The sequence below is a fragment of the Mesorhizobium sp. ESP6-5 genome (assembly GCF_020164695.1).
In the GTDB taxonomy this organism is placed as follows: Bacteria; Pseudomonadota; Alphaproteobacteria; order Rhizobiales; family Rhizobiaceae; genus Mesorhizobium; species Mesorhizobium australicum.
In genome coordinates this window covers 120,829-141,113 of record NZ_JAIUGR010000001.1, presented here as the reverse complement: position 1 = coordinate 141,113, position 20,285 = coordinate 120,829, and the positions used below count along the sequence as shown (strand labels likewise).

21 protein-coding genes are annotated in these 20,285 nt (G+C 62.6%); 10 read left to right on the top strand and 11 right to left on the bottom strand.

What is annotated here, in order from left to right; genetic code table 11:
* Positions 1-34 precede the first annotated feature (34 nt).
* A complete protein-coding gene (locus LB524_RS00690; protein WP_015317416.1) occupies positions 35-934 on the top strand; it encodes a LysR substrate-binding domain-containing protein in 900 nt (299 codons plus the stop codon).
* A 21-nt stretch (positions 935-955) separates the two neighbouring features.
* On the opposite strand, the gene LB524_RS00685 is transcribed toward LB524_RS00690, so the two are convergent.
* The 9 genes from LB524_RS00685 to LB524_RS00645 form a co-directional block, all read right to left on the bottom strand.
* Positions 956-1,966: an alpha/beta hydrolase gene (locus tag LB524_RS00685; RefSeq protein WP_224523466.1), complete on the bottom strand. Its 1,011-nt coding sequence runs from the start codon at positions 1,964-1,966 to the stop codon at positions 956-958.
* A gap of 229 nt (positions 1,967-2,195) precedes the next feature.
* The gene (locus LB524_RS00680) at positions 2,196-2,381 is read right to left on the bottom strand and encodes a hypothetical protein (protein ID WP_224523157.1); all 186 of its coding nucleotides are present in this window, start codon (positions 2,379-2,381) and stop codon (positions 2,196-2,198) included.
* Positions 2,382-2,558: 177 nt separating this feature from the next.
* Positions 2,559-4,688, bottom strand: coding sequence for an ASKHA domain-containing protein (locus LB524_RS00675; RefSeq protein ID WP_224523156.1), 2,130 nt, complete (start codon positions 4,686-4,688; stop codon positions 2,559-2,561).
* Positions 4,639-5,613, bottom strand: coding sequence for a methyltetrahydrofolate cobalamin methyltransferase (locus LB524_RS00670; protein WP_140723911.1), 975 nt, complete (start codon positions 5,611-5,613; stop codon positions 4,639-4,641). The genes LB524_RS00675 and LB524_RS00670 overlap by 50 nt, the downstream gene beginning before the upstream one ends.
* 81 nt (positions 5,614-5,694) lie before the next feature.
* On the bottom strand, positions 5,695-6,786 hold the full coding sequence (locus tag LB524_RS00665) for a methylenetetrahydrofolate reductase (RefSeq protein ID WP_015317421.1): 1,092 nt from the start codon (positions 6,784-6,786) through the stop codon (positions 5,695-5,697).
* Positions 6,783-7,397 (bottom strand): methylenetetrahydrofolate reductase C-terminal domain-containing protein, encoded by a 615-nt coding sequence (locus LB524_RS00660; protein WP_224523155.1) that lies wholly within the window; start codon positions 7,395-7,397, stop codon positions 6,783-6,785. The genes LB524_RS00665 and LB524_RS00660 overlap by 4 nt, the downstream gene beginning before the upstream one ends.
* The gene (locus LB524_RS00655) at positions 7,390-7,692 is read right to left on the bottom strand and encodes a virulence factor (protein WP_015317423.1); all 303 of its coding nucleotides are present in this window, start codon (positions 7,690-7,692) and stop codon (positions 7,390-7,392) included. The genes LB524_RS00660 and LB524_RS00655 overlap by 8 nt, the downstream gene beginning before the upstream one ends.
* A 202-nt stretch (positions 7,693-7,894) precedes the next feature.
* Positions 7,895-8,677, bottom strand: a complete 783-nt coding sequence (locus LB524_RS00650; protein ID WP_224523154.1) for a formyl transferase — start codon at positions 8,675-8,677, stop codon at positions 7,895-7,897.
* Positions 8,678-8,799: 122 nt separating this feature from the next.
* Positions 8,800-9,375 (bottom strand): DUF4893 domain-containing protein, encoded by a 576-nt coding sequence (locus LB524_RS00645; RefSeq protein ID WP_015317425.1) that lies wholly within the window; start codon positions 9,373-9,375, stop codon positions 8,800-8,802.
* Between the two features lie 120 nt (positions 9,376-9,495).
* On the opposite strand from LB524_RS00645, the gene LB524_RS00640 reads away from it, so the two are divergent.
* The gene (locus tag LB524_RS00640; RefSeq protein ID WP_224523152.1) at positions 9,496-10,416 is read left to right on the top strand and encodes an NAD-dependent epimerase/dehydratase family protein; all 921 of its coding nucleotides are present in this window, start codon (positions 9,496-9,498) and stop codon (positions 10,414-10,416) included.
* 5 nt (positions 10,417-10,421) lie between these two features.
* Here LB524_RS00640 and LB524_RS00635 read toward each other — a convergent pair whose 3' ends face one another.
* The gene (locus tag LB524_RS00635; protein ID WP_224523149.1) at positions 10,422-11,051 is read right to left on the bottom strand and encodes a DUF1638 domain-containing protein; all 630 of its coding nucleotides are present in this window, start codon (positions 11,049-11,051) and stop codon (positions 10,422-10,424) included.
* A gap of 55 nt (positions 11,052-11,106) precedes the next feature.
* Here LB524_RS00635 and LB524_RS00630 point away from each other — a divergent pair, with 55 nt between their 5' ends.
* A complete protein-coding gene (locus LB524_RS00630; protein ID WP_015317428.1) occupies positions 11,107-11,244 on the top strand; it encodes an entericidin A/B family lipoprotein in 138 nt (45 codons plus the stop codon).
* 80 nt (positions 11,245-11,324) lie between these two features.
* Here the strand turns inward: LB524_RS00630 and LB524_RS00625 are convergent, their stop codons facing one another.
* On the bottom strand, positions 11,325-12,023 hold the full coding sequence (locus LB524_RS00625; protein WP_015317429.1) for a corrinoid protein: 699 nt from the start codon (positions 12,021-12,023) through the stop codon (positions 11,325-11,327).
* A gap of 288 nt (positions 12,024-12,311) precedes the next feature.
* Between LB524_RS00625 and LB524_RS00620 the strand changes: the two genes are divergently transcribed.
* The 7 genes from LB524_RS00620 (at position 12,312) to LB524_RS00590 (ending at position 20,278) form a co-directional block, all read left to right on the top strand.
* A complete protein-coding gene (locus tag LB524_RS00620) occupies positions 12,312-13,886 on the top strand; it encodes a trimethylamine methyltransferase family protein (RefSeq protein WP_140615930.1) in 1,575 nt (524 codons plus the stop codon).
* Positions 13,887-13,983: 97 nt separating this feature from the next.
* Positions 13,984-14,664, top strand: a complete 681-nt coding sequence (locus LB524_RS00615) for a 4Fe-4S dicluster domain-containing protein (RefSeq protein ID WP_224523147.1) — start codon at positions 13,984-13,986, stop codon at positions 14,662-14,664.
* Positions 14,665-14,770: 106 nt separating this feature from the next.
* Positions 14,771-15,508: a dienelactone hydrolase family protein gene (locus tag LB524_RS00610; RefSeq protein ID WP_224523145.1), complete on the top strand. Its 738-nt coding sequence runs from the start codon at positions 14,771-14,773 to the stop codon at positions 15,506-15,508.
* 100 nt (positions 15,509-15,608) lie between these two features.
* A complete protein-coding gene (locus LB524_RS00605) occupies positions 15,609-16,787 on the top strand; it encodes an NAD(P)/FAD-dependent oxidoreductase (RefSeq protein WP_224523464.1) in 1,179 nt (392 codons plus the stop codon).
* A gap of 120 nt (positions 16,788-16,907) precedes the next feature.
* Positions 16,908-17,468, top strand: coding sequence for an RNA polymerase sigma factor (locus LB524_RS00600; RefSeq protein ID WP_140873543.1), 561 nt, complete (start codon positions 16,908-16,910; stop codon positions 17,466-17,468).
* A gap of 2 nt (positions 17,469-17,470) precedes the next feature.
* A complete protein-coding gene (locus tag LB524_RS00595; RefSeq protein ID WP_224523143.1) occupies positions 17,471-19,657 on the top strand; it encodes a VWA domain-containing protein in 2,187 nt (728 codons plus the stop codon).
* Between the two features lie 351 nt (positions 19,658-20,008).
* A complete protein-coding gene (locus LB524_RS00590; protein WP_224523140.1) occupies positions 20,009-20,278 on the top strand; it encodes a hypothetical protein in 270 nt (89 codons plus the stop codon).
* The last annotated feature ends 7 nt before the right edge of the window (positions 20,279-20,285 follow it).

Sequence of the window (20,285 nt, the reverse complement as noted above, 5' to 3'; positions counted from 1 at the left end):
TGTTTTGTATCAGAAAAATTGAAGGTCGATCGTCATGAACGCCCCACTCAATCACCCGCTGCCGCTGCTCGACCTCGACGTTTTGCGCACCTTCGTGGCGATTGCCGAGACCGGCAGCTTCACCACCGCGGCCAATGCGGTGTTTCGGACGCCGTCGGCCGTCTCCATGCAGATCAAGAAGCTGGAGGATATTCTCGGCCGCTCGGTGTTCGCGCGCGACGCGCGTTCGGTGACGCTGACCACGGACGGCGAAATGCTGCTCGGCTATGCCCGGCGGCTTTTGTCGATCAACCGCGAGGTGGTGTCGAAGTTCATCATCCCCGATATTGTCGGGGTGGTGCGGCTCGGCTCACCTGACGACTATGGCGAGCGCGTGCTGCCGCATGTGTTGAAGCGTTTCGCGCAGTCGCATCCCTCGATCGCCGTCGACGTCACCATCGACCAGAGCAGCAATCTGCGCCGGCGCATGGATGACCGGGCGCTCGACATCACGCTGTTGACCAATTCGTACAAGACCAGCGCGCTCGGCGCCGAGGTGCTGTTGACCGAGCCGATCGTGTGGGCCGGCGCCAAGGGCGGCTGCGCGCATCTGCGCGAACCGCTGCCGGTTTCGCTTTGGGAAGAGGGCTGTGCCTGGCGGGCCGGCGCGCTCGAGGCATTGGGCCGCGAGGGCCGCAACTATCGCGTCGCTTATATGAGTGCCCATACCGCAGGCCAGCGCGCCGCGATCATGGCCGACCTCGCGGTCGCGCCGCTGCCGAGATCGTTCCTGGGTAACGACATGGTCGAACTCTGCCCTAAGGACGGAATGCCCGATATCGGCACTTACAATCTTGCCATGGTGGTGGCGCCGGACGCCAGCGCGCCGGTCAAGGCCGTCGCCGACCACATCCGCGCGACCTTCGAAGTGTTCAGGGAAACCGGCAAGTTCTGATCGATGTCGTGGGGCCGAGTTTCAATGCTCGGCGATCTCGTCACGTTCGCCGAGCCGATTGATCGTCTGGCCGAAATGGTTGGTGTGCTGGGATGAAGCTTTGGTCGACGACTTGACCGTTTCCCTTTCAGCCCGAGTGTAGGCGTCGTCCGTGAGAAACGCGACGATGTGCTGACGCGCGCGCCGCGCTTCCGGCATGTCAATCAGCGGCCAGACGTGGAACATGCCTTCCTCGTAGATCAGCTCCACCTCGACACCGGCGGCGCTGGCTTTTTGTGCAAAGATGAGATTGTCGGGCGTGAGAAGATCGCGGGAGCCCGTCAGGAGCAGTGTCTTCGGCAATACCGACAGATCGCCATAGACCGGGCTGATACGCCAGTCTGTCGGATCCAATCCGGCACTATAGAGCCGGATTGCCTCACGCCCGCCGGCGATGCCCAACCATGGATCATTCCGCTCCGCCTCAAACACTTCGGGGTTCGCGAGCGAGACGTCGAGGCCGGGTGAAATCAGCACATGGCGCGACGGCACCGGCAAACCCTCGTCCGCCGCCATCATGGTCAGCACCACGGCCATGTTGCCGCCGGCGGAATCGCCCATGAAGACGATATCTTCCGCCTCTGTCTCATCGAGCATCTGGCGGTAGACAGCGCCGACCATGCCGAACATGGCGTGGAAATCGTGTTCCGGGGCGATGGGGTAGATCGGCACGGTGATGCCGTAGCCCAGCCGGTCGGCCATGTCGGCGATCAGATACCAGTGATAGGGCGTGATCTCAAAGACATAAGCGCCGCCATGCAGGTAGAGTATCCGCTTGTGCTCTCCGGCCTTGGGGGCGATTTCGTAGACCGGAAAACCGTCCACGCTGCGCGTCTGGATTTCGAAACGCTGATGCAGCGCGGCCGGCGGATGGTGATCCTCCGTCTTGCGCGCGGCGACGATCCAGCGCTGCAGGTTTTCCGGGCTGGAAAAGGCTTGCTTGCGGCTGTGCCTGAGCACGAAGGACACAACGTGGCTTTTCAAACTTGGCATGCGAATACACGAACTTCGGCTGCAGCCGACTAAGAGAACTCCCCCTTGTAACGAAGATCGTGCCTTGGCCGAGAATGTCAAGATTTACGGCGTGCCCACACGCTGGTGTGATCCGCGCGTCGTCGGCGCCGCGGCAAAAGTGCCGTGCGCAATCGGTTGCTGGTGGCCATCGGGGATGTGTGGGATCCCCGGTGGACGCCGAGCAATTTGTATTTGTCGGCGAACGTCGTCACCGCGTGGAGCCTAGCAGCAGCGAGGCGAGTGTGGCCTGCGGATCGTTCGGCGGCGATGCCGGCCAGCCGATGTCCTTCTGGACATGCGCCGGCAAGCTGTTCAGCGCGCGGATCGATTTGTTCCTGGCGTGGGCTTGCCTGATGACCACACCCAAGCGGCCGAAATTTTCGAACATCGTCATTGTCATCTCCCTTGAAGAACGGCGATGGCCAAGGACTGTCCTCAGCCGCCGTTCGATGTGCGGGTAAATGCGCTGTGCATGTATCTGCTGGATTTCGCGAAAACAGCGTTTCGGTTTCCGGATCGGACGATCCGGAAACATTTGCATACAAATAAATCGAGGGAGTGGCCGGCGCGTCTATTCGCGGCTGCGCCGAGCAGCATGGCCTTCGCGGGAGCGCCGGCGCGGTGCTGCATCTCCGGCGATGCCATCCTCGCTCACCGTCTTGCGCGGTGGCAGCTTCACCGCCGCCGCCAGTTTCGGGAACGGGTCGACCTTGTTGGGCAGCGCCATGGCGTAGACGAAGTGCTCCTGGAATTTCGGCTCGAGCGCCGTCTCGATCTTTTCGATCTGGCTCACCGTCTCCTCGATCTCGCGGCGATAGCCGCGATTGAGCAGCGCCATGCGAGCACCCGCGCCGGCGGCGTTGCCCACGGCCGAAACCTTGTCGAGGTCGCAATCGGGGATGAGACCTAGCACCATGGCGTATTTTGGATCGATGAAGGAGCCGAAGGCACCGGCGAAGTGGATGCGGTCGACATGCTCGGTGTTCTGTTTTTCCATCAGCAGCTTGGTGCCGGCATAGAGCGCCGCCTTGGCCAACTGAATGGCACGCACGTCTGTCTGGGTGATGGTGATCTTGGGTTCGCCTTCCTTCAGCACGTAAGAGAAGGTGCGGCCGTTGGCGACGACGCGCGGCGAGCGCGCGGCAAGCGATCCGTCGACGACACCATCCTCGGAGATGATGCCGGCGAGATACATTTCGGCGACGATCTCGATGATGCCAGAGCCGCAAATGCCGGTGACGCCGGTCGCCTGCACGCTGTCGAGGAAGCCGGGCTCGTCGGACCACAGTTCCGAGCCGATGACGCGGTATTTCGGCTCCAGCGTGTCTGGATCGATGCGCACGCGCTCGATGGCGCCGGGCGCAGCCCGCTGGCCACCGGAGATTTCGGCGCCTTCGAAAGCCGGACCGGTAGGCGAGGAAGCAGCGACTACCCGTGTACGGTTTCCGAGTACGATCTCGGCATTGGTGCCGACGTCCACGATCAGCATCATCTCGTCCTGGCGGTGCGGGCCTTCGGACAGGGTCACGGCCGCCGCGTCGGCGCCGACATGACCGGCGATGCAAGGCAACATATAGAGCCGTGCGCCCTGGTTGAGCTTCAGCCCGATGTCGGAGGCCTTGATGCGAACGGCGCCCGAGACGGCAAGCGCGAAGGGCGCGCCACCGAGTTCGGTCGGATCGATGCCGAGGAACAGGTGATGCATGATCGGATTGCCGACGAAGACGGAATCCAGGATGTCGTTGCGCTGGACATTGCCTTCCGCGCAAACCTTGTCGACGAGGCCGGAGATTGCCTCGCGGACGGCAACCGTCATGCCTTCGCGGCCATCCGGGTTCATCATCACATAGGAGACGCGGCTCATCAGATCCTCGCCGAAGCGGATCTGCGGGTTCGACGTTCCGGACGAGGCGGCGACGCGGCCCGACAGCAGCGACACAAGATGCATGGCGATGGTGGTCGAGCCGATGTCGCAGGCCAGGCCATAGGCCTCGTTCTTGAGGCCCGGCCACAGCGCGATGACGCGCGCAGTCTCGGTGTTCGTATCCTTGTAGATGGCGGCGGTCGCCGTCCAGTTGCCCTTGCGCAAAATACCTTGCACCTGCGGCAGCAGATAAAAATCGAAGTCCAGGCTTTTGAGGTTCCAGTCCTTCATCAGGGCGATCTTCAGGCGGTCGAGATCGCCAAGCGGCTTGTGCATGTCTGGTTCTTCGATCTCGACGTAGCACATGCGGATCGCGGAATCGCGGGCGATGACCCTGGTGTCGGCATCCTTGCGGATGGTCTGGGCGTTGATGACCGTGTCCTGCGGCACGTCAATGACGAGATCGCCGAGAATCTGGGCGGAGCAGGAGAGGCGGCGCCGTTCAGGCAGGCCGCGCACACGTTCATAGCGCTCTTCCTTAGGGCCTTTGGGCGATATGTGGTCGTTTGAGGAGGTGATCTTGTGCTTGGCGAAATTGCCTGCCTGCACCTCGATCTGGCAGCGCCCGCAAGTGGCGCGTCCGCCGCACACGCTCTCGACATAGACGCCGAGCTGGCGCGCGGCGTCGAGCACGGGCGTGCCGACAGGGAACCGCCCGCGCTTGCCTGACGGCATGAACAGCACGAGCGGATCGGTTATGTTTGCAGGCGAGTTCACGATTGCGCGCTTATCCCCGGCCCATGCGGGCTTCACGGCCACCGCGTCGGCGGCCGCCATTGCCGCCGCCTTCGCCCGGCGCATTGACCGCTGTCGGCGCCGCCACCGCCTGGCCGCCTTCGGCCGGCTTGTAATCCTTGTAGGTCTTGATCCATTTGGTGCAGTTCTCGTCGGTGCCGTTCAGCACGTTGGCGCCGCGCACCGCTTCCATTTCCTGCGGGCGCACCGGGTTCATGATCGCCGAGGTCATGCCGGCGCCGATCACCATCGGGATGAAGGCGGCGTTGATGCCATGGCGGTGCGGCAGGCCGAAGGAGATGTTGGAGAGGCCGCAGGTGGTGTTGACCTTGAGCTCTTCGCGGAGCCGACGCAGCAGGGCGAACACCTGGCGGCCGGCATCGCCCAGCGCGCCGATCGGCATCACCAGCGGATCGACGACGACGTCATGCGCCGGGATGCCGAAATCGGCGCAGCGCTGCACGATCTTCTTGGCGACGGCAAAGCGCACGTCCGGATCCATCGAAATGCCGGTCTCGTCGTTGGAGATGGCGACGACCGGCACATTGTATTTCTTGATCAGCGGCAGGATGGCCTCGAGCTTTTCCTCCTCGCCGGTGACAGAATTGACCAACGGGCGGCCCTTGGCGACTTTCAGCGCGGCCTCGATCGCGGCGGTGACGGAACTGTCGATCGACAGCGGCAGATCGACCAGGCCCTGGACGATCTCCAGCGTCTGCACCAGAAGGCCAGGTTCGGTTTCGTTCGGGTTGACCGAGGTGACGCCGGCATTGACGTCGAGCATGGTGGCGCCGCAGGCGGCCTGCTCCAGCGCGTCCTTGATGACGGTCTCGAAATTGCCAACCACCATTTCGGCAGCGAGCTTCTTGCGGCCGGTCGGGTTGATGCGTTCGCCAATCACGCAGAAAGGCTGGTCGAAGCCGATGATGATTTCTCGTGTCGCCGAGGCGACGATGGTCCGGGTCATGAAATCTCTCCGTCGTGATATAAAGAGTTCTTTATATCGTTATCTCTTGTCGATCAAGCGAATGGTCGCTCTCCGCGGAAGTCAATGCGCGGTCTTCACCATGTCCACCTGGGTTTCGGTAATGTCGTCGTGCAGGATGCGGTCCAGCCGGTCGGCGACCATCTGGTCGTCGCGGCGGATCTCGCGCTTCCACGGCTGGCGGCCCTTCAGCACGCCCGATTCATCGACGATCTCGGCGACATATTCCTCCTGGCGATAGGCCATCACATGGATGCCGGAGACACCGGGAATTTCCTTCACCTCGTTGATGATGTCGGTGCAGAGCTGCTTGCCTTCCTTCTTCTGGTCCTGGGCACCTTCCAGCCGCTTGATGATAGCGTCAGGGATATGGATGCCCGGCACGTTGGAGCGGATCCATTTTGCCGTCTTGGCGGAAGCGAGAGGGCCGACGCCACACAGGATGAACACTTTCTCGGTGTGGCCGAGATCACGTGCCTTCTGCATGAAGGTCTTGAACATCGGCACGTCGAAGCAATACTGCGTCTGCACGAATTGCGCGCCGGCGGCGATCTTCTTGCCGAGATGGATCGGGCGAAAGTCGAAAGGCGGCGCGAACGGATTGACGGCAGCGCCCAGGAATAGCTGCGGCGGCGTCGTCAGCTTGCGGCCGGACAGAAACTTGCCGTTGTCTCGCATGATGCGGCAGGTCTCCAACAGCGACATGGAATCGAGGTCGAACACCGGCTTGGCGCCCGGCTGGTCGCCGGCCTGCACGCCGTCGCCGGTCAGGCACAGCATGTTGGCGACGCCCATCGCGGCGCCGCCCAGCACGTCGCCCTGGATGGCGATGCGGTTCTTGTCGCGGCAGGCGATCTGCATGATCGGGGCGTAGCCCATGCGGGTCAGAAGCGCACAGATGCCGACCGACGACATATGGCAATTGGCGCCGGACGCATCGACGGCGTTGATGGCGTCGACCCAGCCGTCGAAGATCTTCGCACGGTTGTAGACATCCTCCGGATCGGCGCTGTCGGGCGGGTTCAGTTCGGTCGTCACCGCAAACTCGCCGCGCCTGAGCACGCGCTCCAGCCGGCCGCGCGAGGTGTGGCCGGGCAGGGGATCGAGCGGCAAATGGATGCCGGCCGGATTTTCGTCGAGCTGGCGGCCGGTCACGCGGAGGCTCCGGTCTTCGCGGCAGCGGCGGCGTCACGGGCTGCCGCGGCCTGCGCGGTCACCCTCAGCCAGGCAGAGGTTTCGCGCAACGACTGGTCGACCGGCTTCTGCACGGTGAGGATCCTGTCGGAGTTGACCATGTTCTGCGAACCTTCCCAGGCCTTGACCCAGACGCAGGGCATATCGGGTTCGACCTCGCAATTGCCGTTGGCGCGCACGCCGCCGCAAGGGCCGTTGCGCAACTGCTTGGGGCAGTTCATCGGGCAAGACATGCCGGTCGAGGACAGGATGCACTGACCGCACATGCGGCAGTCGAACATGAAGCCTTTTACGCGCTTTTCGACGAACTTGATTGGAGCCTCGACGCGGCCATAGCCGATACCCTTCCACAACGGGTGCAGCAGCAAGAAGGTGTCGGCGAAGCGGGCGTAAAACCATTCGAGCAAGCGCGAATGCCTGATCGACCACAGCCGTATCGCGAAGGAGCGCTGTACGCGCCGCTGCGGCGAGACATCGGCCGGCTTGTAGTCGGACTTCGGCGCCGCCTTCTTGACCTGAGTGGCCTGCGTAATGGCCACGCCTTCCTTGCTGACGGGAGTGGTTTCAGACATTTTCTTTGCCGCCGGCCTTGACCAGAGCGACCAGCCGCTCGCGGTCGTATTTCGCGTCGATCTCGTTGAAAGCCTTTTCGACCTCGGCTTCGAGATCGTCACCGACCGGAACTGGATCAGCCTTGCGCCATTCGGCCAGATAGTCGTCCGTGCCGCCGGCGCCGGTGCGCATGGCGCACATGTCGATCGCCTCGGTGAAGCGCAACGGCAGTTCGCGCTTGGCGTTCTGCCGGCCCTTCTTGACGATGACCTGGGCAGGAATGTCGCGCCAGTAGACGACGATAAGATCGGCCATGAATTCTCGCTCCTCGATCCCCGAGCATTGCCGCAAGCGCAGTTGGCCCGCTTGTTATGGGACGACGCGCGCGCATTCAAAAGCGACGCATTTGGATGTCGTAAAATGAAAGGTGCGTTTATTCGTTTGCGACCCATGCCGTGACGGGGTCACTGCAGCGGTAATGGCGGCGGAATTTGCGCTGTTCCGGACACTGGATGCGTTACCAAATGCCGGTTCTCAGCCCTGTCCAGACGTAGAACCAGATCGTCGGGTGGTACCACTGCTTCGATGGCAGCCCTGGATCGAACGTTGCAAGTTTTCCGGCCAGCGCGTCGCTGACCGCCTCGACGCAGATGTCGCGCGAAAACGCCGCCTGGCGCAGCGCATAGCTTGAGATGGTGTCACCTTGTTTCGGCTTGCCGCGCACCTGCTTCAGCACGCCACCAGTGTCGACGCCCGCATCGACCAGATGGACGGTGGTGCCGAAATTCTGCGGATCGCCTGAGGTCAACGCCCAATAGCCGCCATTCATGCCGCGATATTTCGGGGTGATGCCGGCATGATAGTTGAGCACCGGACACGGCATTTTGGCCAGCATCTCCCTGGAAATCAGCCGGCAGCCGTTCAGCAGCACGACGCCGGGCTTGATCGTCTCGATTGCCTGCAGACATTCCGGCCCGTTGGCGGATGCCACATGGATGATGACCTGGCCTTGCCGCGGTTCCGTTTCAAGCTTCTGCTCGGCAATCAACCGGGCGGCGTGTTTGACATTAAGCCGTTTGCCGAGCCTGCTCAGCACCATCGTGCCGAGCTGGCCGATGGCAGAGATCCAGCCCTGGCGTCGGGCGCGGCCCCGCAGCAATTGCTTTTTAGATTCAGGGGTTTCGAGGATGACGCTGACAGGGCCGACGCGGTCGGCGAGGTCGTTGATCATGGCCCAGACATGCGCGCCGCCACCGGTGACGACCACAATAGGTCGCGGATTTGGTTGCGACGCTGCCATTGATCTTTCCGTGCTCCAAGGACCGGCTGATGTGGCCGGACCTTAGGGCGGGCGGGTTAATCCTTGGTATGCCGGAAGCCTTACCAACCCATGAAGACCCCGGTCAGCGCATGAAGACTTGGTCAGCGCTTGAACTCCATGATGTCGAGCTTCGATTCATAGTAGGGCGCGGGGAACTCGATGCGCCATTCCTTGGCGCTGTTTCGGAAGGCGTAACCAACCTGGTCGGTCTGCGGGCCGCTGCCATAGGGCTTTGCCCGATCGTCGTTGACGGAGCCGGAGCCAAGATAGATCGAGCGCTTGTCGCCGTCGTCGAAGAAGCGGCCCTGGGTGCGCTGAGAACCGCTGATCTTTTCCAGCCGCCAGCCGGAGCCATCATCGGTGACCCTGCATTTGAACCAGCCATAGACAACGAGCGGGCTCAGTCCGCCGACCTTGATCGTGCGGCACCGCCAGTTGCCGGTGAGATCCTTGTCGGAGAAGGCGACCAGCGGCTTGGCCAACAGCGTGTCGAGCTGCTTGAGCTCGGCGGGGTTGGCCGCCTTTGCTTCGGCGAGCGCCGCCTTGCGGGTGTCGCCATATTTGTCGAGCCGCGCCTTATCGGCAGGCGTGATCAGTTTTTGCACTTGTCCGTCGGCAAGGGCGGGCAAAGTACAGCAGAGGAGACCAAGGGCGGCGATCAATGAGCGAAGGATCATCAAAGAATTCCCTGTTTTGTCTGGAACGGCGCTGCCGCCGCCTGGCGCATAACTTACCGGGTCGCTGGCGCCTGTCATCCGTGCTTAACAGCGTCTCGGTCAAAACTCATGGTGTGACGCATGCGAATCTTGCTTACGGGATCGTCGGGTTGGCTGGGCAGCGCGCTGGCGCCACTCCTGCGTGAGCTTGGACATGACGTGACCGGCCTCGATCCCGTTCCATCGGCCGAAACGCGGATCGTCGGTTCGATTGCCGACCGTGACCTCGTCATGCGTGCCGTCGGAGAAAACCGGATAGAGGCCATTATTCACAGCGGCGCGCTGCACAAGCCCAACATAGACAGCCACGCCAACAGCGATTTCATCGCGGCCAACGTGCAAGGCACGCTAAACCTGCTCGACGCGGCGGTGGCGGCCAATGTGCAACGCTTCGTCTTCACGTCAACGACCTCGCTGATGATCTCGCAGGCGATACGCGACGGCTTCAAGGGCGGTGCGCGCAAGGCGGCGTGGCTGACGGAAGCGATGTCGCCCGAGCCGCGCAACATCTATGGCGTCACCAAGCTATCCGCCGAGCATCTCTGCCGTCTCTACCACCTCCAGCACGGCCTGCCGGTGGTGGTGCTGCGCACGGCACGTTTCTTCCCCGAGGCCGACGACATGGCGCATGCCATCGAGCAGTCGGACGCCAACACCAAGGCGAACGAACTGCTGTTTCGGCGGCTGATGGTGGAGGACGCGGCGCAGGCGCATGTCGCCGCCTTGGAGAAGGCACCGGAGCTCGGCTTCGATACCTTCATCGTCTGTGCGCCGACGCCGTTCCAACCCGAAGATTGCGAGGCGTTGATCAGGGACGCGCCGCCCGTGGTGGCGCGGTATTTTCCTGAATTTCCCGCTCTCTACGCGAGGAAGGGCTGGACGATGTTTTCCTCGATCGACCGGATCTATGACGCGTCGCGGGCGAGGGACAGGCTGGGTTTTGCCTGCAGGACGAGCTTTGCCGACGTGCTGGCGGCGCTGGCAGCCGAAGACCCGGCCTGAAGCCGTCAGGCGTTCGCGGCCGCCCGCTCCAGGCCTGGCGTCAGGTCGCCAAAACCGGTGGAGCGGCGCTCATAGGCGAGGCCGAGCAGGGCGGCGGCCTTTTCCGCGACCTTGTCGAGCTCCGGATCATCGGTCTGCGCCAGATAGATCAGCTTCTCGTAATTGCCGAAATAGTCGTTGATCAGCTCCGGGTGCTTGTCCAGCCCGAGCGGCTTCATGAAGAAGGCATCGAACTGGCGGCACAGGAAGTCCGTCATGTAGAAGGACATCATGTCGTCGTCGGCGACCTTCGCATAGGCTTCCATGCCTTGATAGAACGCGAAGCAATGCGGGCCGGCCATGCGTTCGACGCCATGCTTCTCCAACACGCGGTCAAGCAGGCCGCCAGTGCCGCAATCGGCATAGCCGACGAAGATGTGTTCATAGCCTTCCGCCCTGGCCTTTTCGATCGCCTTGTCCATGGCCGGCGCGATGCGGTCGGGATGGAAATGAAACTCCGCCGGCAAACACGTCAATTCGAGGTGATCCAGCCCGAGCTGTTCCTTGACGGCCAACACCTCGCGCGCAATCATCCCGCAGGCGATGACGAGCAGCCTGTCTGTCTGATTCGGTTTTGTTTTTTTCGTCTTGACCAAGTCGAGCCGGCTTTTCGCTGTGGGGCTAATTTATCTGTCGAGGGAGACACCGTCCATGAAACTGCTACGCATAGCGCCGATGGCTATCCTTGCCTGCGCTCTTGCACTTACGGCCTGCGCCAACACCGTTCGGGGTGTCGGCAAGGATGTCAAATCGACGGCGAGGGCGGTCAAGGACACCGTCGCCAATTGATCGGCGGTCGTCCCTCATCTGGGGACAAAAAAGCCGCGCTGCAAGGCGCGGCTTTTTTTTCGTCGCCCTGATGCCTTGGATCAGGCCGAAGCACGCACGTTGTGCTTGCGCTTCATGAAATCCTTGGCGGTCTCGACCGCTACCGCCGCGTCGCGGCAATAAGCGTCGGCGCCGACGGCCTTGCCGAATTCCTCGTTGAGCGGCGCGCCGCCGACCAGCACGACATAGTCGTCGCGAATGCCCTTTTCCTTCATCGTGTCGATGACGACCTTCATGTAGGGCATGGTGGTGGTGAGCAGTGCCGACATGCCGATGATGTCGGGCTGGTGCTTTTCAATCGCGTCGAGATACTTCTCGACCGCGTTGTTGATGCCGAGATCGATGACGTCGAAGCCAGCACCCTCCATCATCATGCCGACGAGGTTCTTGCCGATGTCGTGGATGTCGCCCTTGACGGTGCCGATCACCATCTTGCCCTGTTTCGGCGCGCCGGTGGCGGCGAGCAGCGGACGCAGGATGAACATGCCGGCCTTCATGGCGTTGGCGGACAACAGCACTTCCGGCACGAACAGGATGCCGTCGCGAAAATCCTCGCCGACGATACGCATGCCTTCGACCAGCGCCTCGGTAAGCACCTTGTAGGGCGCCCAGCCGCGCTCGAGGAGGATGTTGGTGCCTTCCTCGATCTCTTCCTTCAGCCCGTCATAGAGATCGTCGTGCATCTGCTGCACCAGCTCGTCGTCGGAAAGCTCGGAAAGGATGATCTCGTCGTCGGACATTTTTATCCAGCTCCTCACGGCATCGCGACTGTGTCGCAAGGCACAAAATAATGGTGTTCATACCTAACCCGCAACGGGCGGGTATCCATAGCTGATTTGCGACTTCCCGCAAAAGGAAAGCGACTGGAAAATCTATCGGTTTTCTTGTCGATTTTGCGACAGGCGTTGGCGCGGACGGGCCGTTTCGAATAGGGTGCATGGCTACGATCCGGGCAAAGCCGCGTCATGCGGCCGCAACGGTTACGGACCAGCCATAGTCAGGCGGGCCATATTCAGGGAAGAGCGATCATGAGCGAACACGCGGCAGTCGACCAGGAAGCGTCAAACGCGCGGCGTGGGCGCGGCGCCAGTGGCGGAGCGGCGGCCAGGCGTGCGGCGCGCTCAGGCGGCGGCCCCGGCACCCAGCTCACCTATATCAAGCGCAAGATCAACGTCTACGAGGTGCTGAACGAGGAAGGCCTGGCGCTGATCGAGAAGAACACCGACACGGTGCTGGAAGAGATCGGCATCATTTTTCGCGATGACGCCGAAGCACTGCAGCTCTGGAAAGAGGCCGGCGCCGACGTCAAGGGCGAGCGCGTGCATTTTCCCAAGGGGCTCTGCCGTTCGCTCTTGAAGACCGCGCCGCCCATCTACACCCAGCATGCCCGCAATTCAGAACGCTCGGTGCAGATCGGCGGCAATGCGACGGTGTTCGCGCCGGTCTATGGTCCGCCCTTCGTGCGCGATCTCGACGGCGTCAGGCGCTACGCGACGATCGAGGATTTCCAGAATTTCGTGAAGCTTGCCTATATGGCGCCGTCGATCCACCATTCGGGCGGCACGGTGTGCGAGCCGGTCGACGTGCCGGTCAACAAGCGTCATCTCGACATGGTCTACGCGCACATCAAATATTCCGACAAGCCGTTCATGGGTTCGGTGACCGCACCGGAGCGCGCCGAGGACACGGTGGCGATGGCCAAGCTCGTCTTCGGCGACGACTTCGTCGAGAACAACACGGTGCTGACCAGCCTGATCAACGCCAACTCGCCGATGGTGTTCGACGAGACCATGCTTGGCGCCCTGAAGGTCTATTCGCGTCATAACCAGGCCTGCATCGTCACGCCGTTCATCCTGGCCGGCGCGATGAGCCCGGTGACGGTCGCCGGCACGCTGACGCAGGTCCTGGCCGAAGTGCTGGCCGGCGCCTCGTTCACGCAGCTGATCCGTCCGGGCGCGCCGGTGCTGTTCGGCACCTTCGCCTCGTCGATCTCGATGCAGTCGGGCGCGCCGACCTTCGGCACACCGGAGCCGTCGCTGGTCTCCTATGGCGCTGCCCAACTCGCCCGCCGGCTCGGCTTGCCGTTCCGTACCGGGGGCTCGCTCTGTGCTTCGAAAGTTCCGGACGCACAGGCAGCCTATGAGAGCGCCAACACGCTGAACTCGACCATTCTCGCCGGCACCAATTTCGTCCTGCATTCGGCAGGCTGGCTCGAAGGCGGGCTGGCCTCCTGCTACGAAAAATTCATGATGGATATCGACCAGCTCGGCATGACCCAGAAATTCTCCGAGGGCGTCGACCTGTCGGAGAACGGCCAGGCGATGGACGCCATCCGCCAGGTCGGCCCGGGCAGCCACTATCTCGGCTGCGACCATACCCAGGCCAATTTCCAGACCGCCTTCTACCGCTCGTCGATCGCCGACAACAACTCCTACGAGCAGTGGCTGGCCGAGGGCCAGAAGACCGCACCGCAGCGCGCCAACGATCTGGCGCGGCGCTGGCTGGAGGCTTACGAAGCGCCGCACCTTGATGAAGGCATCGATGAAGCCCTGAAGGATTTCATCGCCAAGAAGAAGGGGTCGATGCCCGACGCCTTCACCTGAAAGGAGCCCGAGTCAGGCGGGGCTAAAGTCGCCAACATCATCCACAAGGAAGTCTGGCGGAGCGCCTTCTCCGATCCGGACAAGAAGGGATGATTGCGTGCGCGGTATGATCGAGGAGATCACGGCCGCGCTTGGCGCCAACGGCCTCATCCTGCGTGGCGGCTTTCTCTTTCCCGATGACGAGGGTGGCCCTGATGGCGCCTCGGGTGAGCCGGCAAAGTCTGTCCTGCTGGTAGGGCAGGCGGGCGCCGCGCCTTGGCCGCATTTCCTGCGCTGGCGGGGCCAGCAGCCACAGGCGATCGCCGATCCGCTCGACACCTGGTCGCGGGAGGTCATCGGCGAGGTGGCGCAAGAGTTTGGTGCCCGCGTCGTTTCGCCGTCGGACAAGCCTTACCTGCCGTTCCAGCAATGGGCTGTTCGGGCGGAAGGGCTGAGGCCGTCGCCGCTCGGCATCCTCATGCATCCGCAATACGGGCTTTGGCATGCTTATCGCGGCGCGCTGCTGTTCGAGGACGAGATAACGCTTCCGGAATTTCAGGAGACGATCCATCTTTGCGACACCTGCGTCAACAAACCTTGTCTGAAATCCTGTCCGGTCGTCGCTTATTCGACGGATGGTTTCGCCTACCAGGCCTGCCTCGCGCATGTGCGGGGGGCGAATGGCGAGCCGTGCCGCAGTGGCGGTTGCCTCGATCGCAATGCCTGCCCCTATGGCGCGTCCTATCGCTATCCGCCGGAGGTCCAGGCCTTCCACATGGCTGCGTTCGCTGGTCCTTAGCGCATCACGCGATCCCGCACGAAATGTTGACCGCCGGGCTCAGGGAGCGCCTTGCCGTGGCGGCTTGCGCGGATATGTATCGCGCATCTGGCAAACGGAGCAGGCAATGATCAAGCAGGACCTTCACATCAAGACCAATGACGGTGTGGCGAAGGCGGGCCTGTTCCGCTCGGCCAAGGTTTCTTCAGCCAAGGCTGGCGTCATTCTCTACCAGGACGCCTTCGGTCCGCGCCCGGCGCTTGATCAGATGGCGGAACGGCTGGCGGGCGAGGGCTATGCGGTGCTGGTGCCCGATCTCTTCTACCGCAATGCTCCTTATGGGCCGTTCGACGCCAAGACCGCTTTTGTCGAAGAAAGGACCAGGGCGCCGCTGATGGCGCTGGTCACCGGCACGACGCAGGAAATGACCATCAGCGACAGCGCCGCCTTTGTCGACGCGCTCGCCGGCGAAGGCGTCACGGGACCGATCGGCACTGTCGGCTATTGCATGGGCGGGGCGCGGGCGCTCAACGCCGCTGCAACCTACCCCGACAGGGTCAAGGCCGCCGCCAGTTTCCATGGCGGCAACCTCGCCAGCGATGCCGCCGACAGCCCGCACCGCAAGGCGGCCTCCATCAAGGCGCGTGTGTATGTCGGCATGGCGGGCGTCGACCGGAGTTTCCCACCGGAGCAGTCGACCAAGCTGGCCGAGGCGCTGAGGACGGCGGGAGTCGACTATCTGCTGGAGAATTATGTCGGCATGGCGCATGGCTGGTGCGTGCCCGACCACAGTGTTTACGACGAAGGGGGAGCCGAGCGTCACTGGAAACGGCTGACGGCGCTGTTTGCCGAGACACTGACCTGAGTCTCGCGCGGCTATTCCCGCCTGTTGGCTGCCCGATCCGTTCGCGGTATCAGGGCGGTCTCGCTGAATGAGCGGGAGCCGCGCGGGAACGATCAACCTGATGCAATCCTATGATGTCGTGATCATCGGCGCCGGCGCCGCCGGAATGATGTGCGCCGTGGAGACCGCCAAGCGCGGCCGTTCGGTGCTGATCCTCGATCACGCGGCGGCACCTGGCGAAAAGATCCGCATCTCCGGCGGCGGCCGGTGCAATTTCACCAACATCCATGCGAGCCCGAAGAATTTCATATCGAGGAATCCGCATTTCTGCATCTCGGCGCTCAGCCGCTATACACAGCGCGACTTCATTGCGCTGGTCGAACGCCACGGCATTGCCTACCACGAGAAGACATTGGGGCAGCTGTTCTGCGACGGCTCGGCGCGCCAGATCATCGATATGCTGGTCTCGGAGATGCGGGGCAGGGGCGCCGAGCTGGTATTGTCGACCCGCGTCGAGGCTATCGGCAAAACCGAGGAAGGGTTTGAACTCGCTCTCTCCACGGGCTCGGTTTCCTGCCAGTCCCTGGTCGTGGCCTGTGGCGGCAAGTCGATCCCCAAGATGGGCGCGACGGGCTTCGGCTACGAGCTTGCCGAACGGTATGGCCTAGCCGTCGTCGAAACACGGCCTGCCCTGGTGCCGTTGACCTTCGACGCAAAAACGCTTGAGCGGCTTTCGCCCCTGGCTGGGAACGCGGTCGACGCCGAGATTGCCTGCGGCAAGACGCGGTTTTCCGAGGCGATGCTGTTCACGCATCGCGGCGTCAGCGGGCCATCCGTCCTGCAGATCTCCTCCTATTGGCGCGAGGGCGATGAGATCCGCATCGCCATGCTGCCGGGCACGGATGTGGCTGAGCTCGTCCGCGCCGCCAGGCGTGGCAATGGCCGGCAAGCGGTGCAGACCGTGCTGGCAAATCATTTGCCGAAACGACTGGCTCAGGCGATAGCCGAGCAAACCGGGCTGGACGGCAACCTCGCCGATCTTTCCGAGGCCCAGATCAAAACCGTCGAGGCCGCGGTCAACGACTGGCGCATCAAGCCAGCCGGTTCGGAGGGCTACCGGACGGCCGAAGTGACGCTCGGCGGGGTAGACACCAACGGCCTCGACCAGAAGACGATGCAGGCGAAGCTGATGCCGGGCCTGTTCTTCATCGGCGAGGTCGTCGACGTCACCGGCTGGCTCGGCGGCTATAATTTCCAATGGGCGTGGTCGTCGGGCTGGGCGGCGGGCCAGGCGTGTTGACATTCAGGTGAGGCCGGCCTGACCTCACTCGGTAAGCCCTGGACGCAAACGCCCAAATCGAGAAAAAATCTTTCCATCACCCCAAGGATTAGCCATTAGCCTTCGTCCAACAGGCAAATGATGGCGATGATGCTGGATGAGAGTGAAGCCTCCGACGTCGAACTGATCGGGCGGGCGAAGGGCGGAGACAGGGGGGCCTTCGGCAAATTGCTGGAGCGTCACTATGACTTCGTCTATCGCGCCGCCTATCGCTGGTGCGGCAGGAAGGCCGATGCCGAAGACATCGCCCAGGAAGTCTGTGTCAGGCTGGGCAAGGCGATCCGGGATTATCGCGGCAGCGGCGCGTTCACGACATGGCTCTACACCATGACGATGAACGCCGCGCGCGACACGATGCGCAAGACCCAGCGCGAGACGGTCAAGACCGAGGCCTATGGCGTCCATGCGCTGATTTCGGGCGAAGGCCCGGCCGAGGGTGAAGACCCCACCGAGGCGTTGTGGGCGGCGGTGCGGCAATTGCCGGACAAGCAGCGCGATGCCGTGATGCTTGTCCATGGCGAAGGCTTGAGCCACGCGGCCGCCGCCGAGGCGATGGCGATCTCGGAGACGACGGTTTCCTGGCACATCCATGAAGCGAAGAAACGGCTGAAGACGTTGATGCGTTCAGCCGGGGAAGTGTGACCATGGTCGACGACAACGAACTCAGAAAGCTGCGCAATGCAGCGGTACCGGCGCCGGACGAGAGCGCGAAGGCACGCGCCTTCGAAGCTGCCCTGCGCGCCTATGATCAGGAAAATATTTCCGCCGTCACCCAAGGATCGGTTGGCGGCCTTCGTCTCACGGAGCGAGCACAAAAGCTCTGGAGCGAGATCATGCAAAAGAAACTCATTGCCACGCCGGCCCTTGCCGGGCTCGTCGCCCTGCCGATCGCTGGATACGCCACCTTCCATTTGCTGAGGGAACAGCCGTCGCCGTTCGGCGGCGACGAGAAGATCACCGAGACGCTGGCCGACAAGCCGGCGACGCAGAAGCCAACCGTCGCCGAGCCGAAACAGGCTCCCACGGCGCCGGCCAAGGACAAGAAGGCAGACTTGGACGTGGAAAGCCGTGATGCCAGCGATGCGCTTGTGCCGGCTGCACCGCCGAACTCCGAATCGGATGCCGCCGGTGGCGCAGCACAACCGAGCGCACCGGTGAGCCCGACTGTATCGTCGAGGTTTGACCTAAAGACCTACAGCGGCAAGGAGGTGGAGTATGGGACTTTGCCAACCTCCAGGCCGGCCCCCGCACGCAGCGGTGAGGTTTCACGGGAGAGTGCCGGCCTCATGCCAAACGCGCCTAATGCCGCGCGGGCCAATCGCGTCCAAGCTGCCGAGCCCAAGCTTATGGCCCCGCAGCAGCCGGCGGCCATCCCGGCCGACCAGATCGCGCCGCAGGAGGAAAACCGCGATCGCGTCCAGGATTTCAAGACCAATCCCGTGCATGCGGCACTGCAAGACCCGGTCTCGACCTTCTCGATCGATGTCGACACCGCGTCCTATTCCTTCGTGCGCGGCTCGCTGAAGCAGGGCTACCTGCCGCAAGCCGACGCGGTCCGCGTCGAGGAGATGATCAATTACTTCCCTTATGACTGGAAGGGGCCGGAATCGGCCTCAACGCCGTTCAACTCGACCGTCAGCGTCATGCCGACGCCGTGGAACGCGCACACCAAGCTGATGCACGTCGCCATCAAGGGTTTCGACATCAAGCCGACCGAGCAGCCGAAGGCCAATCTGGTCTTCCTGATCGACGTGTCGGGCTCGATGGACGAACCGGACAAGCTGCCGCTGCTCAAGTCGGCGTTCCGGCTGCTGGTCAGCAAGCTGAAGGCCGACGACACCATCTCGATCGTCACCTATGCGGGCGATGCCGGCACCGTGCTGATGCCGACAAAGGTTGCCGAGAAGGACAAGATCCTCAATGCCATCGACAATCTGCAGCCCGGCGGCTCGACGGCAGGCGAGGCCGGCATCAAGGAAGCCTACAAGCTTGCCCAGCAGTCCTTCATCAAGGATGGCGTCAACCGAGTGATGCTTGCCACTGACGGCGACTTCAATGTCGGCCAGACCGATGATGACGACCTGAAGCGGCTGATCGAGAGCGAACGCAAGACCGGCGTGTTCCTGTCGGTGTTCGGCTTCGGCCGCGGCAATCTGAACGATGAAATGATGCAGACCATTGCCCAGAACGGCAACGGCACCGCCGCCTATATCGACACGCTGGCCGAGGCCGAGAAGGTGCTGGTCGAAGATGCCTCCTCGACGCTGTTCACCATCGCCAAGGACGTCAAGATCCAGGTCGAGTTCAACCCGGACAAGGTGTCGGAATACCGGCTGATCGGCTACGAGACCCGGGCGCTCAACCGCGAGGATTTCAACAATGACCGCGTCGATGCCGGCGATATCGGCTCGGGCCATTCGCTCACCGCGATTTACGAGATCACGCCCAAAGGCGGTGGCGGCGAGCAGATCGATCCGCTGCGCTACGGCCAGGCGACGGTCAACAATGGCGGCGTCGCCAATGCGGACGAATATGCCTTCGTCAAGATCCGCTACAAGCTGCCCAACGAGGACGTCTCAAAACTGATCACCACGCCGGTGACCTCGGCCAACGAGGTCGCGTCCTTCGATCAGGCGAGTACCGACCAGCGTTTCTCCATCGCGGTCGCGGCCTTCGGCCAGAAGCTGCGCGACGAGGATGCGACCGCGAAGTTCGGTTACGACAAGATCATGGAGATTGCCACTGCCGCCCGAGGAGCCGACCCGTTTGGGTACAGGTCCGAGTTCCTTTCGCTTGTGCGCCTTGCCTCGGCGCTGGGCGGCAACCGGTAGTGGCGATGACGGCCGGTTTCTTTCAGATGATGGGATCGTTCTGATAACCGGCCCACGGGCGGGTGAGGCAGGCCGGCGAGGGATCTTTGCCCTTGCCGGCCTTTTTTCGGATCTGTCGATATTCAGGTGAGACCGGCCTGCAAACAGTGGCTCCCTGCGCTTCCGGTGCTCACGTACTTAAGTACGCTCCGCTCCGGTTCTCGGAAGTCACTGTTTTCGGCTCGGCCTGACCTGAATCTCAACCGATCCAGGAGCAGCGCACGGGATCGTTAAATTGCTCGGCATTTCCGGTACCGGATCGCAATTTCCTCTCGCTACACCGGTCATGTCTAAGGCTTGAGGGAGCCGGAATTGAAAATCACAACCATCGCAAACCCGACTCCGCCGGCACGGGACGCTTCGGCGGGTTTATCAGCCCCGTCAGCCGAATCCAGACGCATCAGCGACGATGTCGCGCAGGCGCGCCACACCGCCATGTCGGCGCTGACCAATGACCGTTTCCGCGCCATGCTGGAGCAGATTTCCGATCCGAGCGCATCCAGTGCGCTGGCAACAATGCGCGGTGACAACGTGGTCGATTTCCAGTCGGCGCAGTCAAGCTACGCCGACAACAGCGAATAACCGCAAA